The 21,946-nt window shown below is 51.5% G+C and carries 21 protein-coding genes and 1 tRNA gene; 8 read left to right on the forward strand and 14 right to left on the reverse strand.

Features of this window, described 5'->3' with window-relative positions:
- Nucleotides 1-243 precede the first annotated feature (243 nt).
- The 4 genes from FKW19_RS08870 to FKW19_RS08885 all read left to right on the forward strand — a co-directional run bounded on the left by FKW19_RS08870 (nucleotide 244) and on the right by FKW19_RS08885 (nucleotide 3,812).
- Entirely contained in the window at nucleotides 244-663 is a 420-nt protein-coding gene (locus FKW19_RS08870) for an NUDIX domain-containing protein (protein WP_089179474.1), read from the forward strand.
- Nucleotides 664-688: 25 nt separating this feature from the next.
- The gene (locus tag FKW19_RS08875; RefSeq protein WP_089179475.1) at nucleotides 689-1,585 is read left to right on the forward strand and encodes a LysR substrate-binding domain-containing protein; all 897 of its coding nucleotides are present in this window, start codon (nucleotides 689-691) and stop codon (nucleotides 1,583-1,585) included.
- Nucleotides 1,586-1,706: 121 nt separating this feature from the next.
- On the forward strand, nucleotides 1,707-3,542 hold the full coding sequence (locus FKW19_RS08880) for an FUSC family protein (RefSeq protein WP_035353377.1): 1,836 nt from the start codon (nucleotides 1,707-1,709) through the stop codon (nucleotides 3,540-3,542).
- Between the two features lie 63 nt (nucleotides 3,543-3,605).
- Nucleotides 3,606-3,812 carry a hypothetical protein gene (locus FKW19_RS08885; protein WP_035353375.1) on the forward strand — a complete coding sequence of 69 codons (207 nt, stop codon included), beginning with the start codon at nucleotides 3,606-3,608 and terminating at the stop codon, nucleotides 3,810-3,812.
- 17 nt (nucleotides 3,813-3,829) lie between these two features.
- Here the strand turns inward: FKW19_RS08885 and FKW19_RS08890 are convergent.
- Nucleotides 3,830-3,906 (reverse strand) — tRNA-Arg (locus FKW19_RS08890).
- A gap of 119 nt (nucleotides 3,907-4,025) precedes the next feature.
- The gene (locus FKW19_RS08895) at nucleotides 4,026-5,135 is read right to left on the reverse strand and encodes an alpha/beta fold hydrolase (RefSeq protein ID WP_089179476.1); all 1,110 of its coding nucleotides are present in this window, start codon (nucleotides 5,133-5,135) and stop codon (nucleotides 4,026-4,028) included.
- A gap of 60 nt (nucleotides 5,136-5,195) precedes the next feature.
- Here FKW19_RS08895 and FKW19_RS08900 point away from each other — a divergent pair, with 60 nt between their 5' ends.
- Both FKW19_RS08900 and FKW19_RS08905 read left to right on the forward strand, forming a co-directional pair.
- On the forward strand, nucleotides 5,196-5,411 hold the full coding sequence (locus tag FKW19_RS08900; RefSeq protein WP_089179477.1) for a zinc-finger domain-containing protein: 216 nt from the start codon (nucleotides 5,196-5,198) through the stop codon (nucleotides 5,409-5,411).
- Nucleotides 5,412-5,505: 94 nt separating this feature from the next.
- Complete coding sequence (locus FKW19_RS08905) at nucleotides 5,506-7,701, forward strand: protein-disulfide reductase DsbD (protein WP_089179478.1); 2,196 nt, start codon at nucleotides 5,506-5,508, stop codon at nucleotides 7,699-7,701.
- Here FKW19_RS08905 and FKW19_RS08910 read toward each other — a convergent pair.
- From FKW19_RS08910 to FKW19_RS08950, 9 genes are all read right to left on the reverse strand, one after another.
- Nucleotides 7,698-8,036: a multidrug efflux SMR transporter gene (locus FKW19_RS08910; RefSeq protein ID WP_063354503.1), complete on the reverse strand. Its 339-nt coding sequence runs from the start codon at nucleotides 8,034-8,036 to the stop codon at nucleotides 7,698-7,700. The two genes, FKW19_RS08905 and FKW19_RS08910, sit on opposite strands and share 4 nt — an antisense overlap.
- 18 nt (nucleotides 8,037-8,054) lie before the next feature.
- A complete protein-coding gene (gene serS / locus FKW19_RS08915) occupies nucleotides 8,055-9,323 on the reverse strand; it encodes a serine--tRNA ligase (RefSeq protein ID WP_089179479.1) in 1,269 nt (422 codons plus the stop codon).
- A gap of 3 nt (nucleotides 9,324-9,326) precedes the next feature.
- The gene (gene tatC / locus FKW19_RS08920; RefSeq protein WP_089179480.1) at nucleotides 9,327-10,157 is read right to left on the reverse strand and encodes a twin-arginine translocase subunit TatC; all 831 of its coding nucleotides are present in this window, start codon (nucleotides 10,155-10,157) and stop codon (nucleotides 9,327-9,329) included.
- Entirely contained in the window at nucleotides 10,154-10,822 is a 669-nt protein-coding gene (gene tatB / locus FKW19_RS08925) for a Sec-independent protein translocase protein TatB (protein ID WP_162870692.1), read from the reverse strand. Before tatB ends, tatC begins: the two co-directional genes overlap by 4 nt.
- A gap of 72 nt (nucleotides 10,823-10,894) precedes the next feature.
- Nucleotides 10,895-11,761, reverse strand: coding sequence for an SMC-Scp complex subunit ScpB (scpB, locus tag FKW19_RS08930; protein ID WP_089179482.1), 867 nt, complete (start codon nucleotides 11,759-11,761; stop codon nucleotides 10,895-10,897).
- Nucleotides 11,758-12,675: a ScpA family protein gene (locus FKW19_RS08935; RefSeq protein ID WP_089179483.1), complete on the reverse strand. Its 918-nt coding sequence runs from the start codon at nucleotides 12,673-12,675 to the stop codon at nucleotides 11,758-11,760. Before FKW19_RS08935 ends, scpB begins: the two co-directional genes overlap by 4 nt.
- 20 nt (nucleotides 12,676-12,695) lie before the next feature.
- A complete protein-coding gene (locus FKW19_RS08940; protein WP_089179484.1) occupies nucleotides 12,696-13,694 on the reverse strand; it encodes an SPOR domain-containing protein in 999 nt (332 codons plus the stop codon).
- On the reverse strand, nucleotides 13,694-15,493 hold the full coding sequence (argS, locus tag FKW19_RS08945; protein WP_089179485.1) for an arginine--tRNA ligase: 1,800 nt from the start codon (nucleotides 15,491-15,493) through the stop codon (nucleotides 13,694-13,696). Before argS ends, FKW19_RS08940 begins: the two co-directional genes overlap by 1 nt.
- A 47-nt stretch (nucleotides 15,494-15,540) precedes the next feature.
- A complete protein-coding gene (locus tag FKW19_RS08950) occupies nucleotides 15,541-16,761 on the reverse strand; it encodes a deoxyguanosinetriphosphate triphosphohydrolase (RefSeq protein ID WP_089179956.1) in 1,221 nt (406 codons plus the stop codon).
- Between the two features lie 122 nt (nucleotides 16,762-16,883).
- Here FKW19_RS08950 and FKW19_RS08955 point away from each other — a divergent pair, with 122 nt between their 5' ends.
- On the forward strand, nucleotides 16,884-17,252 hold the full coding sequence (locus tag FKW19_RS08955) for an iron-sulfur cluster assembly accessory protein (RefSeq protein WP_089179486.1): 369 nt from the start codon (nucleotides 16,884-16,886) through the stop codon (nucleotides 17,250-17,252).
- Nucleotides 17,249-18,034 (forward strand): exodeoxyribonuclease III, encoded by a 786-nt coding sequence (locus FKW19_RS08960; RefSeq protein WP_089179487.1) that lies wholly within the window; start codon nucleotides 17,249-17,251, stop codon nucleotides 18,032-18,034. Before FKW19_RS08955 ends, FKW19_RS08960 begins: the two co-directional genes overlap by 4 nt.
- 133 nt (nucleotides 18,035-18,167) lie before the next feature.
- On the opposite strand, the gene FKW19_RS08965 is transcribed toward FKW19_RS08960, so the two are convergent.
- The 3 genes from FKW19_RS08965 to FKW19_RS08975 all read right to left on the reverse strand — a co-directional run bounded on the left by FKW19_RS08965 (nucleotide 18,168) and on the right by FKW19_RS08975 (nucleotide 21,685).
- Nucleotides 18,168-19,214 (reverse strand): glycosyltransferase, encoded by a 1,047-nt coding sequence (locus tag FKW19_RS08965; protein ID WP_338076441.1) that lies wholly within the window; start codon nucleotides 19,212-19,214, stop codon nucleotides 18,168-18,170.
- Nucleotides 19,215-19,329: 115 nt separating this feature from the next.
- Nucleotides 19,330-20,367, reverse strand: coding sequence for an ELM1/GtrOC1 family putative glycosyltransferase (locus tag FKW19_RS08970; RefSeq protein ID WP_089179489.1), 1,038 nt, complete (start codon nucleotides 20,365-20,367; stop codon nucleotides 19,330-19,332).
- Nucleotides 20,360-21,685, reverse strand: coding sequence for a lipopolysaccharide biosynthesis protein (locus FKW19_RS08975; protein WP_006115945.1), 1,326 nt, complete (start codon nucleotides 21,683-21,685; stop codon nucleotides 20,360-20,362). Before FKW19_RS08975 ends, FKW19_RS08970 begins: the two co-directional genes overlap by 8 nt.
- Nucleotides 21,686-21,946 lie beyond the last annotated feature (261 nt).

A 21,946-nucleotide genomic window follows, 5' to 3' on the forward strand; every position in this document is an offset into this window, starting at 1 on the left:
CCCACCATAATATAACGTCAATCCCTAAAATCAGAAAAAATGTAACCACCTGAAAATAAACAATATCCTTACAAACACCCGATTCCTAGCAGAACGACCACAGCCTCAAAAATGGCAGTTTTCCTAGGTTACCGTGAGATTACCTTTCTGTAGCGCTTTTAAATAAACTGAATTTTCTGCCCTAACGGCGCACCTGATTTCAGGTTACACACGCTTTATTCCCTATTTGCAGGAGAAATTTTTATGCCTTCCTCTCCTCGAACAATCTATCTTTCGACTGCCTTGCTCGTTTCCCCTGCCAAAAACATTCTATTGGTTCGGAAACAGGGAACGCACTTTTTTATGCAACCTGGCGGCAAGCGTGAAACGCATGAAACACCAGAGCAAACACTGGAACGCGAACTACAGGAAGAAATATCGCTGACAGTTTCTGTTTCTGCACAAAACCATATTGGCCGCTTTCGTGCTCCAGCGGCCAATGAACCCGACCACATTATTGAAGCCGAACTATTCCAATTGCCTATTCAGACAGAAATGCTTTCACCCGCGGCCGAGATAGAGCAAATTATATGGATAAACCCTTTTAATTTTGCGGATGATCTGCCTTTGGCGCCATTTACAAAGGACACCGTTATCCCACTAGCACGCACTTTACTTTCTTGAGCATTCATTAGGTTCATTTCAAACCATGTTTCTACGCCAGCTTTCTTATTTGATTGCCCTAGACAAATATCGCCATTTTTCACGCGCGGCAGAGCATTGCGGTGTTTCTCAACCCGCGCTTTCTGCTGGGATACGTCAGTTAGAAAGCGAGCTGGGAATTACCATTATAAATCGGAACAGGCGCTTTAATGGTCTGACGGAAGAAGGCCAACGTGTTCTGGCATGGGCACGCCAAACGGTTTCAGACTTAACTAATTTGCGCCAAGAAGCTGCCTTTGCTCAGGATGTTGCCGGTGGTTCCTTAGCTATTGGCATTATGCCCCCCACCATGCAGGTAATACCATTACTGATAGAGAGCCTGAGAGCCGCTATTCCGGCTTTACATGTAAGCATCACGGTTTATTCCAACGCTGAAATTTTACACCAACTCAGAGAACACCAGATCCAACTTGGCCTGATGTATCTGGATCAGATTCCCCCAGAAGGACCTTTTGATACGCACACCCTCTATCAAGAACAGCACGTATTAGCTGCTGGCGAGGGCATAACACTACCTCACACGCGCCATTGTTCATGGGAAGCAATCAGCCGGTTGCCTTTGGGGCTTCTCAACCCACAGATGCGTAGTCGGCAATTTATAGATGCTGCGTTTCGTGATGCGGGCATAAGACCCCATATCATGCTAGAAACAAATGCTATGGAACTCCTGCATACAGAAGTACTTGCCAGCCGCCTTGCAACAATCTTGCCGGTGGCGGCTCTTCCTGAACGGAGCAGCATATTACAAACACGCTTGTTAGAAAATCTGCCCACCCCTGATGTCGGCATTGTGCGCTTGCAACAAACTATTATGCCCACCCTATCCATGCGCGCCTGGGAAATTTTACAGAAGTTGGATTTTCACCACTCTTACTCTATCTAAAATGTTCACTGAATTTGTTGTGTTTTCATCATAAATATTACTTATGATATAATTACAACAAACACTTGGACGGCTGTTTTTGTATCCGGCAGCGTGCGTTTTCCGACCTGCAGGAAACGTTATGCGCACACTTACCGCCGCAATAGGGCAACCTTTTAACAAATCAGCTTTAGCGTGGCTGCTGGCACCTAGCGTGCCAGATGTTCTGTTCGCACTCCGTACCGCGAGTGCGGCCTGCCTCTCGTTGCTAATTGCCATGTGGATGGAGCTAGACAGCCCCCAATGGGCACCATTGACTGTATGGGTGGTGGCTCTTTCCTCCCGCGGGGAAAGTCTTTCAAAAGCACGGTGGCGTATTGTTGGCACGCTTATTGGCTGCTGCGCCGCTTTTGTATTGATTGCAGCATTTCCCCAAGAACCCGGCCTATTTTTTTGCAGCCTTGCTCTGTGGATTGGCGTGTGCTGCGGATTGGCAACTTTTGGCACCGGTTACCGTGCCTATGGCTTGCTGGTTACCAGTTTCACTTCAGCCATTGTGGCATCTGGCGCCATTATGCAGCCAGACAATATCTTTGATATCGCTATGGCCCGTAGTTCCTACATTATCTTGGGAATTGTGTGTGAGGCCACTTTGGCCGTGGTGTTTATGCCGGGCTTGCAGGAACAAGCACAAAAACGCCTTTTAGAGCGCCTGAGCACAACCCTGCTCAGCACAAACCAAAGTATTGCTTCACTTATCCATCGCCCTCGCGCCATCACACTGGAGCCAGCATTATCTGCACTTCTCAATGCCAATGCGCGCGCAGAATATGATGCGCTGGAAATGGGCCCACATTCTCATGCCGCAGATCACGCACGCGCTGCTTTTGCAGGCATGATTACCATGCTGGCCCGCGGATATGGCCTTGCCCTAACGCATCAACTCACACCAACAAACCATACCATGTTGGCTGATGAAGCTGTAATCCGCCAGCATATTCAGGCTTGTATGCACCCAAAATCAGGAGATCATTTCCGCTTCAGGTTGCAATCTCGCAGGCATGCCGTAGAGGCAATGGATAACGGTATCCGGGCCTGCTTGGGTATTCTAGGGGCCTGGCTTGTCTGGGAAGTGACAGCATGGCCCGCAGGCCCAACGTTTTTTTCTTTTGTTTCTCTCGTATATGGCTTGCTGGCTACGCGTGAAAATCCGCTTTTAGCGGCAGCTCCTTTTTTTAAGGGTGCTTTATGGTGCGGGTTAATTGCTGCTTTGTACGCGTTACTTGTTATTCCCGCCATAACGGCACCAGAACTTCTGGTTCTGCTACTGTTTATTCCAATGATTATTGGTGGACTGGCCGCGCGCCACACACAAACAGCAGGATATGCTTTTTCATTCAACATGTTCCTGCCAGTGCTGCTAGGCCCTGCCAATCAGGGACGATTTGATGAACAATCTTTTTTCAATACTACCCTAGCGTTTCTGGGCGCTGTGTTATTCACCCGGTGGACTTTTCTGATTATCTTTCCATTCCGGCTTGATTCCCACATGCGCCGCACACGCCGATGGATTGAAAAAAGTCTGAACCATCTGGCACGCACGGGTGATAAAACCCAACCCCATATCTGGCTTTCCAGAAATGCCGAAAGCCTTGTGAGAATTATCAATACCTCTAAAGCTCTCCCTCAGGAAAAGACGGAGCAGTATATTCAGGAACAAATCTTATACATGGTGAAAGGCCTGTATCTGATTTTTCTACGGGATACTGTGAAAGACAAAACGTTTCCCGATGCCTTAAAAACCGAACTCAAAAAAATCCTTCGCATCTGGGCATCTGGCAGCTCCATGCGCATGCAACAAACTCAGGATCTTCTAAATAGACTGAAACAGAAAGATGTCATTCCGTCTGCTCCAGACCAAGCGCTCATACAAAAAATATGCACATATCTGCATGTTCTGGCTGCCCCCATGAAATAATGGTTTTTCAGCCCTGTTCACGGTCTTACATATTTGGTGCTGAGACACTTACTGCCCGAGAGAATGCGCCGTATGCCCAAACCTAAAAACGACACACCAAACACAGATCGGGCAACCCAACGGGCATCTTCCTCTCAAACAGGAGCCAACTTGGGAAGTGGCGCGGGTATTACCGTATTTTTGGGTTTTATCGGGTTTATTGCTTCCCCACGCGCAAGCCTGCGTAGCTTGTTAGAAGATGCAAAAGACCATTACCGACGCAAAAAATAGCCAATCATTTCAAAGGATGGTGGACCCGGCGCGATTCGAACGCGCGACCTTTGCCTTCGGAGGGCAACGCTCTATCCAGCTGAGCTACGGGTCCGTGCGCCTTCCCTAACGCAATTCAGGGGTATTTGCCAAGCCTCTATCTGCATTATCCTGATAACTTCCCGTAGATAGATTTTTTTCTTATTCTGAGTCTGTCATTCTGTCTGGATGAATTTAACGCGCCAAACTATCCAACCATGAGGCCGGAAACCACTTTCCCTCTGTCTTTGCCGGGTTTTGTGCTTGCCATGCACTGGCGGCAACATCTCCGCCTGATGGTAAAAAGCTGTCTGGCTGCGTTATCCAGGTCAGCATGTCCTGCATCACCTGTTTTCCGTTCTTGTCACGCAGCAACAAATGATGCCCGCCAGAAATCAGGTCCAACCGTGTGCCTTTGGGCAGAGTTTCCCATACCTTAGCCATTGCCTTGGAAGGCACGAGTTGATCTTTATCTCCATACACACAGAGCAACTGCCCTTTCATTTGCGGTGCTGCCGTGGCTGCCTGTTTCATCAAGCTTACCAACCCACGTAAAGCCTCAAGCTGGGTGGCTCGCAGAGTAAGCGGGTCAAAATACAGGCGCAAAAGAGCTGCCGGATTATCACTTGCCACCACGTGCACGGGCAGTTCTTGCCCCGTTACCAAATGGTGCGGAAAAAGCGTTGCCAGAACATCCAGTGGAATATCGGCCCCAAGCCCCAGATTCCACACAGCAGGTGCCAACAGCAATGTGCCTGCAACAGATGGTGCATCCGTGCCAGACATCAAAAGCATGAGAATAGCGCCACCCATGCTTTCGCCCGTAAGATAGAGCGGTATTTGCGGGTTTTCTTGCTGAAGAATGGCAATTTCCTCCCGCACATCCTGCACCATGCGGTCTGAACCTGCCCATTCTCCACGGTTTGGGGCTTCTCCAAACCCGCGTTGGTCTGGGGCCACCACAGTTATGCCCTGCCCGGCAAAAAATGGTGCAGGTTGCTCCCATGCATCACGGCTATCATTAAACCCATGCAGCGCAAGCAATATGCCACGAGGTTGTCCTTGTGCCTGCCATACGCGCGCAGGAAGATCTGCACCATCCGACAGTGTAAACATACGGTCAGGCGGAACCAACCGGGCGGCTGCCGCAAAGCGTGGGGGAGGCTTGGGGGGATCAGGAAGTTTCATGCTACATCCTGTCATACTCAAAAACACAACCAGTAATGCGCAGCAATAGCGACCATGCTTGCTCACGCGCATGGGAAGATAAGAAAGGTGCAAAACCACAGCCCACCCAGCTATCATGCACACAGCCTGCACATGTCTTTCATTTAGGCATCATAGCAAAAAGGGGATACCACACCTATGTTGATACAACTTGCCAACCCTGTGCCACACCCCAAACTGGGGCATGTTGAAACCATTATGGTGGACAAACGCAAAATTGCCTGTGATGGCGGCTTAAGCGAACTTGGACACCCCCGTGTATGGCTGAAAATTGGCGGACATCAAACTGTATGCCCCTATTGTTCACGCCTGTTTGTGCTGCAACCAGATGCCGAAGGACAGGCAGAACACTAACTGCTTTTTCTGCATCCTTTGCTTTCACCAACAGCAGGTTACAATTACAGGCAAGTTTGGCCTATGCTGCGCGCTCCTTATCGCAGAATGCACCATGAGTTTGCCTGTTATGTCCTTCCCACGTCTTACTGCTTCTGGCCTATCTCATTCTCTTACCTGGATGCAGGCAAGGCGGAACAGGCATGGCTTTACAGGCTGGCGGTCTGGGTTTGTGGCCATTTTGATGATGGCATGTGTTTTTTCCAGTGCTTCAGCAATCGCAGCGGAAAGCCCACAGGTTAAAACCGGCCATAGCATCGCAAGCCTGATAACAGCATCTGATACCGCTGATGCCAGTGCTCCCTTACACATTGCCTTGCGGCTTCAGCTTCAAAACGGTTGGCATACCTACTGGCAAAATCCGGGAGATGCGGGAGATCCGCCAACTATCACCATAAATGCTGATGGCGCACTGCAAGGCAGCACGCAAATCATCCATTGGCCGGTACCTCAGCGCATTCCCGATTCTTCGTTAATGTCTTACGCCTATACAGGCGATGTTATTTTGCCTTTGGATCTTCCCCTTCAGACCGCAGACCAGAAATCAGACAAAATAAACATTAAGGCACATGCAAACTGGCTGGTGTGCGAGCACGTCTGCGTGCCAGAGGAAGCTGATCTTGCGCTTACGCTGAATAAAGGCTCTCCAACGCCCTCCGCTCAAGCACCTTTATTTGAGCAAACCTCACAGCACATGGCTGTGCCCTCACCTTACACGGCAACATTTTCCTCCAACGGTATTTTACAGCTGACTGGCAAGGATCTGAGCCCCACATCCGTATCCGATGCGTGGTTCATGCCAGAACAGCAGGGAAAAATTGCCGAAGCTGCCGAACAAAAATCCACTATCCGCAATGGCTCTGTCACACTGCACCTTAAACCGACTGCGGATTTTTCTGCCCTACGGTTCTTAGCTGGCATTGTGGTTTTGAAGGACAAAGCGGGCACAGAACGGGCACTGCAAATAAATGCCACCCATAGCGCATTAACTGATACACCAGAAAATACGCTCGCTGCTTCCCCCAGCTTTATACAGCAAATGCTGTTTGCCTTTATAGGCGGCATTATCCTCAACCTGATGCCATGCGTCTTTCCCATTCTGGCCATGAAGGCTTTAGCGATCACCCGGCTAGGCCATGCCGCAAAGCGGGAACAGATCCTAAGTGCATCCTGTTACGCGGTTGGGGTTATTGGCAGTTTTACCCTTCTGGGCGCAATCATGATGGCAGCACGTCTTACAGGTGCTGCAACGGGCTGGGGCTTTCAGTTTCAATCCCCTCTTTTTGTGGGGATGGTCTGTTGGCTCCTTTTTGCCATGGCCCTGAATCTTCTGGGCGTATTTTCTTTTTCTGCCGTTTCTATCAGCAGTGCACCACATACGCGCCACAGCTTGTGGAATGATGTTTTAACAGGCGTACTTGCTGTTGTTGTGGCCTCACCTTGCACCGCCCCTTTTATGGGCGTGGCTATTGCAGGAGCACTTTCTGGCCCCCCAATTGCTGGGCTTACCGTATTTGCCGCACTCGGTCTGGGGTTGGCGCTGCCTTATCTGTTGATTGCAGCTTACCCTTCCTGCGCCAGAATGTTGCCCCGCCCCGGCGCATGGATGGTTTATTTGCGCCAGTTTCTGGCATTCCCCCTGTTGGCATCCTGCGTGTGGTTGCTATGGGTTGCCACGCTGGAAGGTGGTGCTTCCATAATTGTGCTGCTTGGGTCTGGTATGGTGCTTTTAGGTCTGGCTGCATGGGTTTATGGTTTGGCCCAAACGCACCAGAACACATTATCTGATCGCAAACGCTTTGCCCTACACGGCTTGGCTTTATTGGCATTGCTTGGCGCATTATCCATGCTGCCCATATTACGGCAACAAACTGCGGCTCCTTCTTCCGCACAAGGCATGTCTTTGCCTGAAGGCGTAGAAGCTTTTTCCGCCACTAAACTGCAAACCCTACATGCCAGCAAAAAAAATGTGTTTGTAGATATGACGGCTGCCTGGTGCATTACCTGTTTGGTAAACGAACGCGTGGCGTTAGATGTGCCGGAAGTGCGCGAAGCCTTCAAAACCCAGAATGTCACCCTGTTGCGCGGAGACTGGACGACACATGATGCCGCTATTACGGCTTTCCTACGCCAACATGGGCGCGATGGCGTGCCTTTTTATCTGTTCATTCCAGCTAACGGAACGCCCGTAACACTGCCACAAGTGCTCACACCGGGGTTGGTTATGAAAACCATCAGTTCCGCACATTAATGTTGTATGGAACCTGAAAACACATTGATCACCAACACCCCGGCCATAATCAGGCCAATGCCAATAAGGGCCGGTGTATCCAGCATCTGTTTGAAAAACAAAGCGCCAATAGCAGAAACAAGCACAATGCCAACCCCGCTCCAAATGGCATAAACAATGCCTGTTGGAATGGTTTTGAGCGGAATGGACAGAAAATAAAAGGCACACCCATACGCTGCCAAGCTGGCAATAGCGTATCCCCAGCGCGCAAACCCATGCGAGGCTGTGAGCAAGGATGTGCCGATCACTTCAGATACAATGGCGATTGCCAAGTATAAGGTGGGTTTGGAAACCATTGTATCTAAGCCTTGCCCTTAGCTGATTTTTTCAATGCCCCCCATATATGGGCGCAAAACATCCGGTACGGTCACAGAGCCATCTTCGTTCTGATAGTTTTCCATTACCGCAATAAGGGTGCGGCCTACAGCAAGGCCAGAACCATTCAGCGTATGCACAAAAGCAGGTGCGGCCCCTGCCTGTGGGCGATAACGGGCGTTCATGCGCCGGGCTTGAAAATCCCGCGTATTGGAGCATGAAGAAATTTCCCGCCAAGCATCTTGCCCCGGCAACCATGCTTCCAGATCAAAGGTTTTTGCTGCACCAAACCCGGTATCTCCAGCGCATAGCAGCATACGACGATATGGGATATTCAGCTTTTCCAGAACTTTTTCTGCACAGCGCGTCATACGCTCATGCTCAGCATCACTTTCTTCTGGCGTGGTGACGGAAACCATTTCCACTTTTTCAAACTGATGCTGACGGAGCATCCCGCGCACATCGCGCCCGGCGGCCCCTGCCTCGCTCCGAAAGCATTGGCTTAGCGCTGTCATACGCAGCGGCAGTGCCGAACCTTCCAAAATATCCCCAGAAACAGAAGCCGTAAGCGGCACCTCTGCTGTGGGAATAAGCCAGCGGCCATCTTCCGTGCGAAAGGATTGATCTGCAAATTTTGGCAGTTTGTCTGTTCCGTACATGGCATCATCATTCACCATGACGGGCACCTGCGTTTCCGTATATCCATGCTCTGTCACATGCAAATCCAGCATAAACTGGCCCAAGGCACGTGCCAGACGGGCAATACCGCCACGCAGCACAACAAAACGTGAGCCAGAAAGCTTGGCGGCTGTTGCAAAGTCCATCTGCTTCAACGTTTCGCCCAGCTCAAAATGTTGCTTGGGTGTAAACGTAAAGGCAGGCTTTGTGCCCCATTCATGCTGCACCACGTTTGCGCTTTCATCCGGGCCTTCTGGCACGGTGGCATCCAAACGGTTTGGCAGGTTGGCGAGAAGGGCTGTGCTTTCACGACCCAGTGTATTAACCTGTTCTTCCAGCGCTTCCATTTCTGCGCGCAAGGCCAAACCTTCGGCCTCCAGATCACTGCTATCGCCACCACTCCGCTTTAGTGTGCCAATTTCACGCGCCAGCGCTTTCCGGCGGCCCTGCTTTTCCTGCAACACAGTTTGTGCTTGGCGGCGTTCTTCATCCCATGCCAGCAGCCGAGCCGAAACTGGCTCAATCCCGCGGCGGGCAAGATCAGCATCAAAAGCAGCGGGATCAGCCCGCAGGGCGCGAATATCATGCATGGGTTAGGGAACCTCCTGCTGGGTGTTGGATGTATCTTCCGCTTGGCTCGCCTTAAACTTAGGTTCAACCAAGCGCGCGCAGATAATGGAAATTTCGTAAAGTAAGACCAAAGGCACGGCCAGACCGATCTGGGTAATGACATCTGGCGGCATCAGAATAGCAGCAATAACAAAGGCACCTACAATGGCATAGCGGCGGAAACGGCGCAGCATATCCGCCGTAACAATGCCCACACGCGCCAGAAGCGTAAGCACCACCGGCAATTCAAACGCCACACCAAAAGCCATGATCAGTTTCATAACCAGAGAAAGGTATTCGGAAACCTTGGCTTGCAGTTCAATCTGCACCCCATCATGCCCAGCGCCTGCTGTTTGGAACGACAGGAAGAAACGCCACGCGATGGGAAAAATAAAGTAATAGGCCAAAGAGGCCCCAACCAGAAATAGAATGGGCGTTGCAATTAAAAAAGGTGCAAAAGCGCGTTTTTCCGATCGGTAAAGGCCGGGGGCTATAAAAATCCATGCCTGCATGGCCACAACGGGAAAAGAGAGGAACGCCGCCCCAAAAAACGCCACACGGATATAGGTAAAAAATGCCTCATACAGTGCCGTATAAATAAGATGTGGCTGTTCACCCTGCTGGCGCATAATTTCGCCCAACGGGCGCGCCAGAAACAGATAAATATCACCCGCGTAGTGGTAACACAGCGCAAAACACAGAATAAAAGCCGCTCCTGCCCACAATAAACGGCGGCGCAATTCCAGCAAATGTTCGATCAACGGCATTGGCTGATCGTGAATAGGATCTTCCCCCACGGTTTCATTCTCGTTCATGGTTGATAATCCACCACCTGCTGTTCTGGCTCAGCCCCTTTCGGCTGCTCTGGCTGCATATCCATATCCTGCTGCCATGCCGGTTTACTTGGGCCAGATACGCTCCCCAATCTTTCACCCGGCGCCACACTGCGCCCACCGTGCATGACGCGCACTGGAGGCAAAAATGCTGGCGGATGCAAGCGTTCCTGCTCCTTCAAAATGCGGCGCACAATATTGGGCGGCAATTCTGGCGGGGCACTAGCAATATCTTCATCTGTTACGGCTGGTTCATATGTACTGGGCACATAAGCCGAAACATTGGTTGTGCTTTGTGTGCTGGAAGTTGGCATATCCAATGCACGAGGGCCCGCAGGAATATGCTGTTCAGCAATTTGTGGCGGAGGTGCGAAAGAACTGCTTAACGTACCATCCGAATCAATGGCCTTCATGATCCGATTACGTACGTTGAGGTTTTTGAGGTCTCGGACTTGATCGCGCACTTCTGTCAGATCAGCTTCACGCACCATCTCATCAACGTGAGATTGAAACTCCCCAGCCAGTTTACGTGCCTTTTTTACAGCTCCAGCCAGCCCACGAATGGCCACGGGCAAATCCTTCGGGCCGATCACGACCAGAGCCACGGCGCCAATTAGCGCAATTTCAGACCAGGCAAAATCAAACATGGGCAGTTCCGTTGCTGCACGCACCGCACGGGAAAAACAAAAACGCCCGCACAACCAGATGCAGAGTATCTATCACGAGCCTTCTGGCGCGGGAACACGCGGTTTTACGCTTTCTTCCGCAACCTTTGGCGTTTTCTCTGCCTGCGCATCTGTATTTTCAGCACCTTCAACTGGATCAGCCTCAGCCTGTAGCTCACTATCCAGCACGGCATCAGCATCTGACGTATTGAGGGTATGCTCTGTTTGGTCTGCGGCCTCTTCCTCGCCCTTTGCAAACGTAATTTCGGTTTGAGGGCGCCCCATTGCTCCCGCATTTTCGGGCACTTCCACCAACAGTTCCTCCCTACGCGGCAGATCCGCCAAGGAGCGTAAGCTAAAGTGACGTAAAAAATCCTGCGTGGTGCCCCACAGCACCGGCCGCCCCGGCACTTCCTTGCGCCCTTTAGGCATAATAAGTGCAGATTCTATCAACGTATCCAGCACATTCTGCCCAAGGCTGACACCGCGTATTTCTTCTATCTGTACGCGTGTACAGGGCTGGTGATAAGCAATAATGGCCAGTGTTTCCATAACTGCACGTGAAAAACGGCGAGGCCGCTCCAATACACGCGTAAGAGCTGGTGCCAGATCTGGCGCTGTCCGAAACTGCCATCCTCCGGCTATTTCAACAGGCATCACACCGCAGCCTTCATAACGCTGCACAAGAGTTTGCAAAACAGCCGTTACAAACGTTGCCAGATTATCCACCCCATCTGGCACAAGCTGACGTAATTCCAGCAATTCCGCCAACCGGCGCGCACTTACGGGTTCGGTAGACGCAAAAATAAGCGCTTCAGCCAGACGCAAAGCCTCTTCTGAAACCATAGTGTTTTCAGACTGAACCACTTTAATGGCTCCTTCACTTTCAGAAGCAGGTTTATCCGCCATGTCAGTGATCATGAAGTTTGCGCTTCTTCTGCTGAAAGTATGTTTTCAGCACTATCATGCTCGGTTTCATGTATTTCTTCATGCGGGCGTAGCATGATCTGCCCAAAAACCTCTTCCTGCCGCAATTCCAGCCTTCCACTTTTTGCCAATTCCAGCCCCGCAATAAGTGTACCCGCCACAGCAGCACGCCGTTGGCGCACCGCATCTGCTCCTTCTGCCTGTTCAGGTAAAACATCTGGCAAAAAAGCATCCAGACTGCTCCAGCCCGGTGGTGTTTCACCTAGCAGACGTGTCAGTCTGCTTAAGGCATCCTGCACAGTCCAGAACCGTAAAGTGCGTGGGGCATAAATACGCTTGCGCGCATTACGCCGCATAGCCACCATATAAGCCCGCATAAGCTGCGGCATATCTAGCGCCAGACCAGAACGGTCTATTTCCACCAGATCTTCTGCCACGCCACGGGCAAATACATCCCGCCCCAATCTGGGCCTGTCATCCAACCAACGGGCCAGCTCACCCATGCAGGCAAGTTCTATCAGCCGCTCCTGCAACAGTTCTGCGGCTTCTTCACCCTCTACAGCAAGTTCATCATCCGGAGGCAGCAGCAGGCGGGATTTAAGCCACGCCAACCATGCCGCCATAACCAACCAGTCTGCGGCCAATTCCAGCCGAACCCGGCGGGCATTTTCTACAACGGCAAGATATTGTTCTACCAGTTGCAGAATGGAAATACGGGCCAGATCAACCTTTTGCGCCCGGGCCAGATCAAGCAGAAGATCCATAGGACCTTCAAACCCCTCTAACCGCAACAGCGGCACACGTGGCACCTGCTCTACCTGGGTATCAACATGAGCAGGCAACACGCCAGAAGCCTCTGCCGGGCTTAGCGCACTTTCAACATCTGCCTGCGTGTGTCCTGCTTCCATTCTGCCAGACCAGTTGCAGCTTACTGCCGCACTACCATGCAGGCCATGCCGCGTTCGCGCACCGCAGAACAGAATTCACGCGCAGTTGCCACAGAAGCAAAACCTTTTACGCGCAAACGATAGAACGTAGCGTTATTCTGCTCCGTCCGCACAAAGGAGGGAGTGCTCTCTCCAAACAAGGTGGGGTAACGCGATTTCAGACGTGACCATTCCTTACGTGCTTCATCTTCATTCTGCACCGCAGCCAACTGCACCTGATACTTTCCACCCTCTACACCGCCATGTGGCACAGTTGATGTTTTTGTATCAGCCGGTGCTGCTTTACTTGCTGCAGCAGTATCCTTATCCTTGGCCGGAACAGCCGCGTCTGGCTTGGGTTTCGGGTTATTGGCAACCGATTGCGCAGCCGCTGTATCCCCTTCCTCCCCGCTGGTAGAAGCTTCGGTTTCTTCCTGCGCAGAGGCGCTTGGTGCGCCTGCCGGAGGTGCCGCAGCCGCCTGCTGATCTGCTGCATGCCCAGCACCTGTCCCTTCTGCTCCTGTCGCCGGAACGGGCACCCCCTCCGGCTTCGCAGAATCACTTTCACCCTGTGCGCCATATTGGGCAGCCAAGGCTTCTGGATTAGGTTTTTCTGGGGCCGGAACAGGGTGTGCTTTTGGATCACCCTCCTCATCGGGCATGGCAACAGAATCAAGCTGCATCCCACCCGGATCAACCGGCTTTGTGCGCATGGAAACCGGTGGCGGCCCCATAATGGCGATACCATGCTGATGGTGCCCTATTAGCGCCCAGCCACCAATCCCCAACACCAGTAAACCACCCAGACCAGCCGCTCCGTAAACCAGCCGCCGCGTACCCGTATCACTGCTTAAAAAGCGGGTCAGCACGTTTTCGGTTGGGCGGCCACCTACAGCCGTTGGCCGTGTTGGTGCCGGGTCTTCATAATCCATGCTCATACGCTCACGCGCACGACTGATCCTGTCATCCGCTGAAAATTTGGGCCGGTCTTCATCACTCATCAGCGCATTTCCTCCACGGGTTCCACACCCATGATTGCAAGACCAGAGCGGATAACCACCGCCGTAGCTGCAACAAGGGCAAGACGCGCACGGGTTGCCTCTACAGCATCTGGCTGAAGGAAGCGCAAAGAAGCATCATCCCGGCCACGATTCCATAAGGCATGAAAATCACCCGCCACATCTGCAAGGTAGAAGGCCACACGATGGGGTTCGCGCGCAAGCGCGGCGGCTTCCACCATACGCGGCCATTCTGCCAAACGGCGGATAAGCGCCATTTCAGCATCCGATGTCAGAGATTCGAGTGATGCTGAGGCAAGGGCTGCATCATCCGTATCACCATATACAGCGGCTTCTGCGGCGGCGCGCAACACGGAGCGACAACGAGCGTGGGCATACTGCACATAAAACACCGGGTTATCACGCTGCTGCGCCACCACCAGATCAAGATCGAACTCCATCTGGGCATCACTCTTGCGGGTAAGCATGGTAAAGCGCACCGCATCACGCCCGACTTCATCAATCAGATCACGCAGAGTAACAAACGTGCCTGCCCGTTTAGACATTTTAACAGGCTGTCCATCACGCAGAATATGCACAATCTGGCACAGCACCACTTCAAGCGGCACCGTATCACCCGTAATCGCCTTAACGGCGGCCTTCATGCGTTTGACGTAACCACCGTGATCGGCCCCCCATACGTCAATCATCATCTGCGCACCACGGGCTACCTTATCTGCATGGTAGCCAATATCGTTCGCAAAATAGGTATTGGTGCCGTCAGATTTGCGCAGTGGACGATCTACATCATCCCCAAACTGAGTGGAACGGAACAAAAGCTGCTCACGCTCTTCCCAATCTTCCGGCAACTTGCCTTTGGGGGGCTCCAGCACACCTTCATATAGCAGGCCCTGCTGTTCCAGCTTGCTGATGGCTGCATCTGTTACGCCACGGCGCAGCACTTCGGCTTCTGATGTAAACACATCGTAGTGCACACCAAGGGCTGCCAGATCCTCCTTGATAGCCGTGAGCATATGCGCCACGGCAAAACCACGCACTGTTTCCAGCCATGTGGCTTCCGGCGCTGGCAAGGGCGCACCATCTGCATCGGCTTCTGTCAGCTTGTTCCCGTATTCTGCCGCCAGCTCCATACCTACTGGAATAAGATATTCACCTTGATATTGCAGGCCACCGGGAGCTAACGCAGAAAAATCATCCTGCGTCATTTTGGTGCCAAGAGCTTGCAGGTAGCGCCAGTAAGCCGCCCATGCCAGCGCTTTTACCTGTGCACCGGCATCATTAATGTAAAATTCCTTGGTAACGGCAAAGCCTGCCTTGGCCATAAGGTTGGCAAGGGCATCCCCCACCACAGCCCCACGGCAATGACCTACATGCATAGGCCCTGTTGGGTTGGCGGAAACATACTCCACATTCACCCGTAAGCCTTTGCCAGCCTGAGATGCCCCATAGGCTTCACCCGCACGCAACACTGCGGGCAGAACACTACGCATGACATCGGGCTTAAGTGTAATGTTTACAAAACCTGGCCCGGCTGCGGCTACAGAGGCAACACCATCCACCTTTTGCAGGGCGGCGACCAGATCGGCCGCAATATCTGATGGTTTGCGGCGTGCCACCTTAGCCAGCAGGAGAGCAGCATTGGTTGCCATATCTCCGTGCGCGGGGTCTCGCGTTGGGGTCAGTTCCACGCGAGCCAGCGTTTCTTCCGGCACATTGGGCAGCAGTTCCTGCACAATGGCCAGAACATGTTGGCGATAACGCTGAAACACACAGTCAGACATAAAACACTTAACCCCGTAATAGTAAGAAAGCGCTGAAAGCGCGTTTATCAGCCTGCAACAGACAGGTCCGTCAACCGTCTATGTTCTTCCATAGCGTAGCGATCTGTCATGGAAGCCACATAATCCGCCACCACACGCCGTAACCCTGTGGCATCTTTTCCCTCTGCCTCACGCTGCCATTCAGCTGGCAGCAGGGATGGCGACTCCGTAAGCGTATCAAAAAGTTCTGCCGTAACGTGCCGGGCCTTGTGCGTCATCCTATTCACGCGCCAATGACGATACAGGTGGGCAAACAGAAACTTACGAATACCTTTATTGGCTTGGGCCATCTGCTCCTGAAAGGCCACAACAGGGCCGGATGCCGCGCGTATATCCTCCACATGCCGAGGGGCCAGATCCTGCAAGCGTTCGCGCGTACAGATCAATACATCTGTCACCAGTTTATGAATAACACGACGCACCATTTCATGACGGATACGCTGCAAAGTGCGTGTATCATGAGAAGGCAGATCAGCCGCAGCCTTCCGCACTTCAAACAGTTCTTCCCCCACTACGGGCACATCCACCAGATCATCCAGCGAGAGTAGGCCTGATTTTACGCCATCGTCCAGATCATGCCCGTGATAGGCAATATCATCCGCCAATGCCGCCACCTGTGCCTCGGCAGAGGCATATGTGGAAAGTTCCAACGGGAACAGTGCATCTAATTCCAGCAATCGTGCAGGAGCACGTTTAACTGGCCCATTATGCTTGGCCAAACCTTCCAATGTTTCCCATGTCAGGTTCAACCCATCAAATGCCAGATACCGGCGTTCCTTCAGCATCACCTGCCGGAGGGCCTGTGTGTTATGATCGAACCCACCCCATTCCTGCATATGGGCAGCCAGCGCATCTTCCCCCGCATGCCCAAAAGGCGTGTGCCCCAGATCATGCGCCAGTGCGACGGCTTCTGTTAGATCTTCATCCAGCTTCAGAAACCGCGCCATGGAGCGGGCCACCTGCGCCACTTCCAAGGAATGTGTCAAACGCGTGCGAAAGAAGTCTCCCTCATGGTTCACAAACACCTGCGTTTTGTATTGCAGGCGACGAAAGCCCGAAGAATGGATTACTCTATCCCGATCACGCTGCCACGGTGAACGTGTGAGAGATTCTGGCTCATCATAAAGGCGGCGCGCCCGGCCTACTCCTGGTTGAACGGCATAGGGCATCAGATCCCTGCATTCTGTCGTGTCTGGCACTCCTGCGGTTTCCTTTGCAGCACGGTCCACCAGCGTGTTGCCGGTATCCAATCCGGATGAAACTTACAGGAGTTTAGAATATTCCGCCAAAGTTGACTATTCTTGGCATCTTGCCCCTTCAAACCAGAGGGCGCGCAAGCTATTTAAGAAAGATGACCCAGCCAACACCCTTCTCCGTTTCGGAATCTGCGGCAAATCGTATTGCCAGTGTAATTGCCAAAAAGCAGGCAACTGCCATCCCAGAAACGCCAGCACCGGTTGCCATGCGTGTCTCTGTAGAAGCCGGAGGATGTAACGGCTTTCAATATCTTTTCACGCTTATTCCCGCGGCTGATATTGCGGCCGATGATACGCGCATAGAAAAAAATGGGGCGTTGGTTGTGGTTGATCCGGCCAGTATGGATTTGCTGTCTGGCGCAGAGCTTGATTTTGCAGACAAGCTGATGGGCGCGCATTTTGCGGTGAACAACCCTAATGCAGCGTCTTCCTGCGGCTGTGGCACAAGCTTTTCCGTGGCATGAAACTTGCAACTTGGAATGTAAACTCCGTCCGTCAACGCATGGATCTGGTATTGGATTGGCTGAAGCGCGAACAGCCAGACGTGTTAATGATGCAGGAAATCAAGTGCGAGACGGATCTATTCCCCAAAGCTGCCTTTGAGGATGCTGGGTATGGCTGCGCCGTAGTAGGGCAAAAATCCTACAACGGGGTTGCTACTCTTGTGCGTGGAGATTTTAGCATCACGACAGATCACCTCCCCGGCTTTTCAGACCCGGCAGCACGATATGTGGAAGTGCGCACCCAACATATTGTGCTGGGCAATTTGTATCTGCCCAATGGCAATTCAGGTGGAGAACAGGGCTATGCCACCAAGCTTGAGTTCCTAAATGCCTTAACAGCGCGCGCGCGCCTTTTACTAGCTGAAGAAACAGATTTTGTGTTGGCGGGTGACTACAATATCTGTCCTGCCCCTATAGATTGCGCCCCCGGAGCCCTTGGCCCAGAAGATGCTCTTGTGCGCCCACAAAGCCGGACTGCGTATCGTCGCTTACTCTGGCTGGGGCTGACAGATGCTTTGCGGGCAGTGCATCCAACAGGCGCAGCTTATACATTCTGGGATTATCAGGCCCGCGCATGGGAGCGGGATTGCGGGCTGCGGATTGACCACATGCTGCTTTCCCCTCGCCTTGCAGAACGTCTGCAAACGGCTGAACCTGATAAAAATGAACGCGAAATGCCGCGCCCATCTGACCATGTGCCCTTTATTGTCACGTTGAAAGACCCAGTAAAACCGGGCGCTTAAGACGCAAAAACCCCGGCGCCATTCTACTATTGCGCTGGGGTTAAACAGACGTGATTAAAGTATCAGGCTTTGCTTAGCCTTACAGAAAGAAAATTCTTTAAAACCGCGTTAAGCAGCTTAGCAAACATTTCCTTCAAACTGCCGGAGGGGGTGTTTGAAAATCTGCAGCCTTACCGGCTTGTATAGCCTGCGCAATCAGCTTCCACCTTCTACACACCAAGTGAGGATGCCGGAAATGATAGTAAATACTCTGCCTATTTTTAAAAATAATCTTTGATATAAAATACAGAATGATATTTGCATCATAAATATACTTATTTTTTACAAAGTTTCTTTCAATATAAACACGGTTTCGAATAGAGAAATAAGTGCGGGAAAAGTTTTCTTCTTCACGCAGCCAGTGTTGCAATACGGAATCATTGACCTGCCATGATAGTTCCAGATCTTTTAGAACACTGTTCTGGCACGCCCAAATTTGCCCTCCGTTTTCTGTAATCCGTAGGGTAAAATCGTAATCATCAAAATAAAGAAAAAGCCGTGCATCCGGCAGACCAACTTTTTGAATCCAGCTTTTATGAAACCAGAAACCACCATAAGCTGACATCTGCATTTGCAGGCATTTCAGCCCATCTTTCTGCCAAACCTTTGCTTTTTGTTTCCGCAACAAAGTCTGCATGGAAAAACCGAAAAATGAGTTTTTTGTAATTCCGTGCAGCTTATAGGTTTTAAAAAGTTTCTTATATGTTGTTTTATCTTCCCTAAAACTACTGAGACATACTTGCTTACTTGCCCCCATACTTATCCATGCTTTGGAAAGAGCTTTCAGGGAGTTTGGCTCAGGCCTGTTATCATCATCCAGCACCCATATATGCTGTGTGCTTTCACGCAAAGCCGCTGCCTGAATAGCCGCATGAAAACCACCGGCTGAACCCGTATTGGTTTGCAGGCGAATAATGGTAAGCCGATCCGCCCCGAATATTTCTGGCAATCTGGCAATTTCTGCCGCCACACTTTCTGCCGTGCCATTATCTACAACAACGGCATGCCCGGCACCGGCGCTAAAAACACCTTCCAAAACCTGTTTTAGAAAATGGACACGGTCACCATACGTAACAATGGCTGCGCATGTTCCTTGCAGAACTGCCTGCTCATTCCGTTCAAGATTATCGTGCATGCACATGTCTGCCCGTTGTGAAATGCCGTTATAAGTCGTCAGCCGAAACAGACTTCTCAATGGCAGAAACCATCAATGTGGCAAACATTGCCACGCTCCCCAGCATATCTAATGCCGCGGCTTATCTGGCAATAAACAAAGGCAGTTTCATGATACTCTCATAACATTTTTGCATATCATCATCCCGCCGCAATGCATCTGGCTGCCACATCAATGCCTGAGAAGAAACCTGTGGTGACACCAAATGGATATAATTCTGCTCGGCCAGAGTGGTATGCCACTTCTCAAAGCATGTCCCACTTCCCAACCAACCAGAACGCACGAGCCTGTTGCGGATAGTGTGTAACCCCAGCCAATCTACGCTGGCTTGCAACCATTCCATGAAGCTTTGCTTAGCCCGTAATGGAAATAGCCATACAGGCGCCCCCGTACGGCACGCATCTGCCAACATGGATGCACTATCCCCAGTTACAACAAACCTGTTGGCCTCCTGCAAAAACCTCTGGAAAGGGTTAACGCCTTTTCGGAACGTGTAAATCTGCATTGGAATGGTTTTACTTATATCCTCCAGCCAACCTTCAGCCTCTACAGGAGTTCTTGGGCTGGTAAGCACATGCAATGGTTCATGGTGTGCCTGTGCCAGTTTATAGCTGAAACTTAGAAGTTTATATGTATCCTGCTTATCCAGAAAAAACTGCTTTGAGGGCGCACCATACAAAACAACCGTGCCGCCATGCCGCGTAACTGGATTTGCTTGCGGTATAAATCTCTGGCCTTTATCCGCGCCATTTAAGGGAAATCTTAAACGCAATACGTTGGAAGCTGCTGGATAATCATCCTGCGGCAGAATAATTATCAGATCCAAATCTGCTGCGGGCACATGGCTTGGCCGCCCTAATTGCACAATGGCTGGCGTGTTTTTACAACGCGTTCGCAACGCCAAGGCAGCCTGCACTGCATTACCAAAAGACAGAATCAACCGGAGGTTTCGGGTATCCGGAATCTGCTCTGGCAAGCTAAAATCTGCCTGGAGTGGAATAATCTGGCACGGCAATCCAAGCATATCCGCCAAAGCCCTGCACTGCGCCATTTCACCGGCACGATGTGTATCCAGTATCCACACCTCATATGTATCAGAAACTGGCGTTGCCTTAGCCATTGCCTCTTCCAAAATCCTGCTTTCGGCTCATCAACAGGTAAGGCACAAGCCGGGTTAGGAAAATTACCAACTCGCCTATTAATGTTGCCAGACCGGCTCCGGTCATCCCTAACCCAGAAGTTAGGAAATACAGCAAGGGCAGTGTTACGCACATTGTAAACAACCGCCCCAGCAAAATCTGATGGGCACGATTAAGAGAAACCAACAAAGGTTCTAGCGGCACATCCCACAAGTCCAGAATGGCAGTTAATGTCATCAGCAGCAGAAGTGTGCGGGTGCCAGACCACGGCACAGTCAGCAGCACATGCAACAACCAAGGCCCCAACACAAACACAATGGCCAGCACCGCTGCCGAGAACACACCAAGCACTTGCAAGATACGATGCGTTACCTGCCGGATAGATGCCCAGTCTCGCTTATCTTTCAAGGCCACCAGTTCTGGATACAAAGCTGGTGTCATCATCTGGGCCGGGCGCGCCAGACCATCAGAAATCTGCCACGTTACATTATAAATGGCAGCACTCTGCGGGCCAAGAACGGCACCTACAATCATCACCGTTAAGCGCGAAGAAAGCCGTGCAAGCGCCTGATTGATGCTGACAGAAAAAATAAAGCGCCAGATACCCTTGATAGGGCTTACCCAAGGCACGCCGAATATACGGAAATTCTGCAACCCATCTGAGCGCAAAAGCAGATACGCGCCCATGCCATAATTGATAAAAAATGATGCAACAGTTGAGAAATACCAGATCACCAAAAAACTGGTAAAAGACCAATGCCAGAACAGCCCCGCAAGGCTACCCACCAAACGGATCAACCCGCTTCCGCTATCTGCCAGCACAGAGAGTTCGTACCGATCCAGCAACCGCATCACGCCCATAGCGCCACCTGTGTTCATGAACAGAATAACTGTCATGTACCAAAACGGTGTAGCGGAAGACGCATCTCCCCAGCCTAAAAGATTTCCGAACCATTCACACAGCAGCAAGGCAACACCCATACCTGCCACAGCGCCTACGCCATCCAGCAGCATGCAATGGCGTAAGAGCATCTGAAACGGATGCCTGTCCCCCTTACGGTACAAGCTACTGCCGTATTGCAGCAAAGGTTGCCAAGATTGAAACCGCAACCCTGCTGAACAGGAGAGAACAAAAGAATTGATAAGCAGCAGAACACCATAATCCTGCAAGCCCAATGCACGTGCGCAAACTGCTGTGGTTATAAGTGATAGAGCCGCGCAAAACCCACGCCCCCCCAGAATATACCCGGTATTGCGAAAGACACGGACAAACAGAGCCTTAACCTGACTATTCATCATGCGTGCGTCTTACCCCAACCCGTATCTGGTCACTCATCTGTTTCCTCCCCGGCATAGTGACCCCGCTGGGCTGAGGCCTTGCCTGTTTGGGCTGCTTTAGAAGACTCCGCCAGCCAAGACAAATCTTGCACGCATTTTGTGCTGTTGTGCTGTACAGCCCTTCTTTTATTCACAGTTGCGTGAAAATAGCCCCTCTACGCGCCTCTTTGGGGGGTAGAACCCTTGCGTGATAGCCATTTTTCATCACACTGCAAGGCGCAA

The sequence above is a fragment of the Acetobacter sp. DmW_125128 genome, from assembly GCF_008704325.1.
Taxonomy (GTDB): Bacteria; Pseudomonadota; Alphaproteobacteria; order Acetobacterales; family Acetobacteraceae; genus Acetobacter; species Acetobacter oryzifermentans.

What these genes read in the sequence shown, in the direction of transcription:
- FKW19_RS08960 (WP_089179487.1), top strand. Translation starts at nt 17,249, where the DNA reads ATGAAACTTGCAACTTGGAATGTAAACTCCGTCCGTCAACGCATGGAT.
- FKW19_RS08875 (WP_089179475.1), top strand. Translation starts at nt 689, where the DNA reads ATGTTTCTACGCCAGCTTTCTTATTTGATTGCCCTAGACAAATATCGC.
- argS (WP_089179485.1), bottom strand. Translation starts at nt 15,493, where the DNA reads ATGTCTGACTGTGTGTTTCAGCGTTATCGCCAACATGTTCTGGCCATT.
- FKW19_RS08880 (WP_035353377.1), top strand. Translation starts at nt 1,707, where the DNA reads ATGCGCACACTTACCGCCGCAATAGGGCAACCTTTTAACAAATCAGCT.
- FKW19_RS08870 (WP_089179474.1), top strand. Translation starts at nt 244, where the DNA reads ATGCCTTCCTCTCCTCGAACAATCTATCTTTCGACTGCCTTGCTCGTT.
- FKW19_RS08900 (WP_089179477.1), top strand. Translation starts at nt 5,196, where the DNA reads ATGTTGATACAACTTGCCAACCCTGTGCCACACCCCAAACTGGGGCAT.
- FKW19_RS08940 (WP_089179484.1), bottom strand. Translation starts at nt 13,694, where the DNA reads ATGAGTGATGAAGACCGGCCCAAATTTTCAGCGGATGACAGGATCAGT.
- FKW19_RS08955 (WP_089179486.1), top strand. Translation starts at nt 16,884, where the DNA reads ATGACCCAGCCAACACCCTTCTCCGTTTCGGAATCTGCGGCAAATCGT.
- FKW19_RS08965 (WP_338076441.1), bottom strand. Translation starts at nt 19,214, where the DNA reads ATGTGCATGCACGATAATCTTGAACGGAATGAGCAGGCAGTTCTGCAA.
- FKW19_RS08895 (WP_089179476.1), bottom strand. Translation starts at nt 5,135, where the DNA reads ATGATAGCTGGGTGGGCTGTGGTTTTGCACCTTTCTTATCTTCCCATG.
- scpB (WP_089179482.1), bottom strand. Translation starts at nt 11,761, where the DNA reads ATGATCACTGACATGGCGGATAAACCTGCTTCTGAAAGTGAAGGAGCC.
- FKW19_RS08905 (WP_089179478.1), top strand. Translation starts at nt 5,506, where the DNA reads ATGAGTTTGCCTGTTATGTCCTTCCCACGTCTTACTGCTTCTGGCCTA.
- tatC (WP_089179480.1), bottom strand. Translation starts at nt 10,157, where the DNA reads ATGAACGAGAATGAAACCGTGGGGGAAGATCCTATTCACGATCAGCCA.
- FKW19_RS08935 (WP_089179483.1), bottom strand. Translation starts at nt 12,675, where the DNA reads ATGGAAGCAGGACACACGCAGGCAGATGTTGAAAGTGCGCTAAGCCCG.
- FKW19_RS08970 (WP_089179489.1), bottom strand. Translation starts at nt 20,367, where the DNA reads ATGGCTAAGGCAACGCCAGTTTCTGATACATATGAGGTGTGGATACTG.
- serS (WP_089179479.1), bottom strand. Translation starts at nt 9,323, where the DNA reads ATGCATGATATTCGCGCCCTGCGGGCTGATCCCGCTGCTTTTGATGCT.
- FKW19_RS08910 (WP_063354503.1), bottom strand. Translation starts at nt 8,036, where the DNA reads ATGGTTTCCAAACCCACCTTATACTTGGCAATCGCCATTGTATCTGAA.
- FKW19_RS08885 (WP_035353375.1), top strand. Translation starts at nt 3,606, where the DNA reads ATGCGCCGTATGCCCAAACCTAAAAACGACACACCAAACACAGATCGG.
- tatB (WP_162870692.1), bottom strand. Translation starts at nt 10,822, where the DNA reads ATGTTTGATTTTGCCTGGTCTGAAATTGCGCTAATTGGCGCCGTGGCT.
- FKW19_RS08975 (WP_006115945.1), bottom strand. Translation starts at nt 21,685, where the DNA reads ATGATGAATAGTCAGGTTAAGGCTCTGTTTGTCCGTGTCTTTCGCAAT.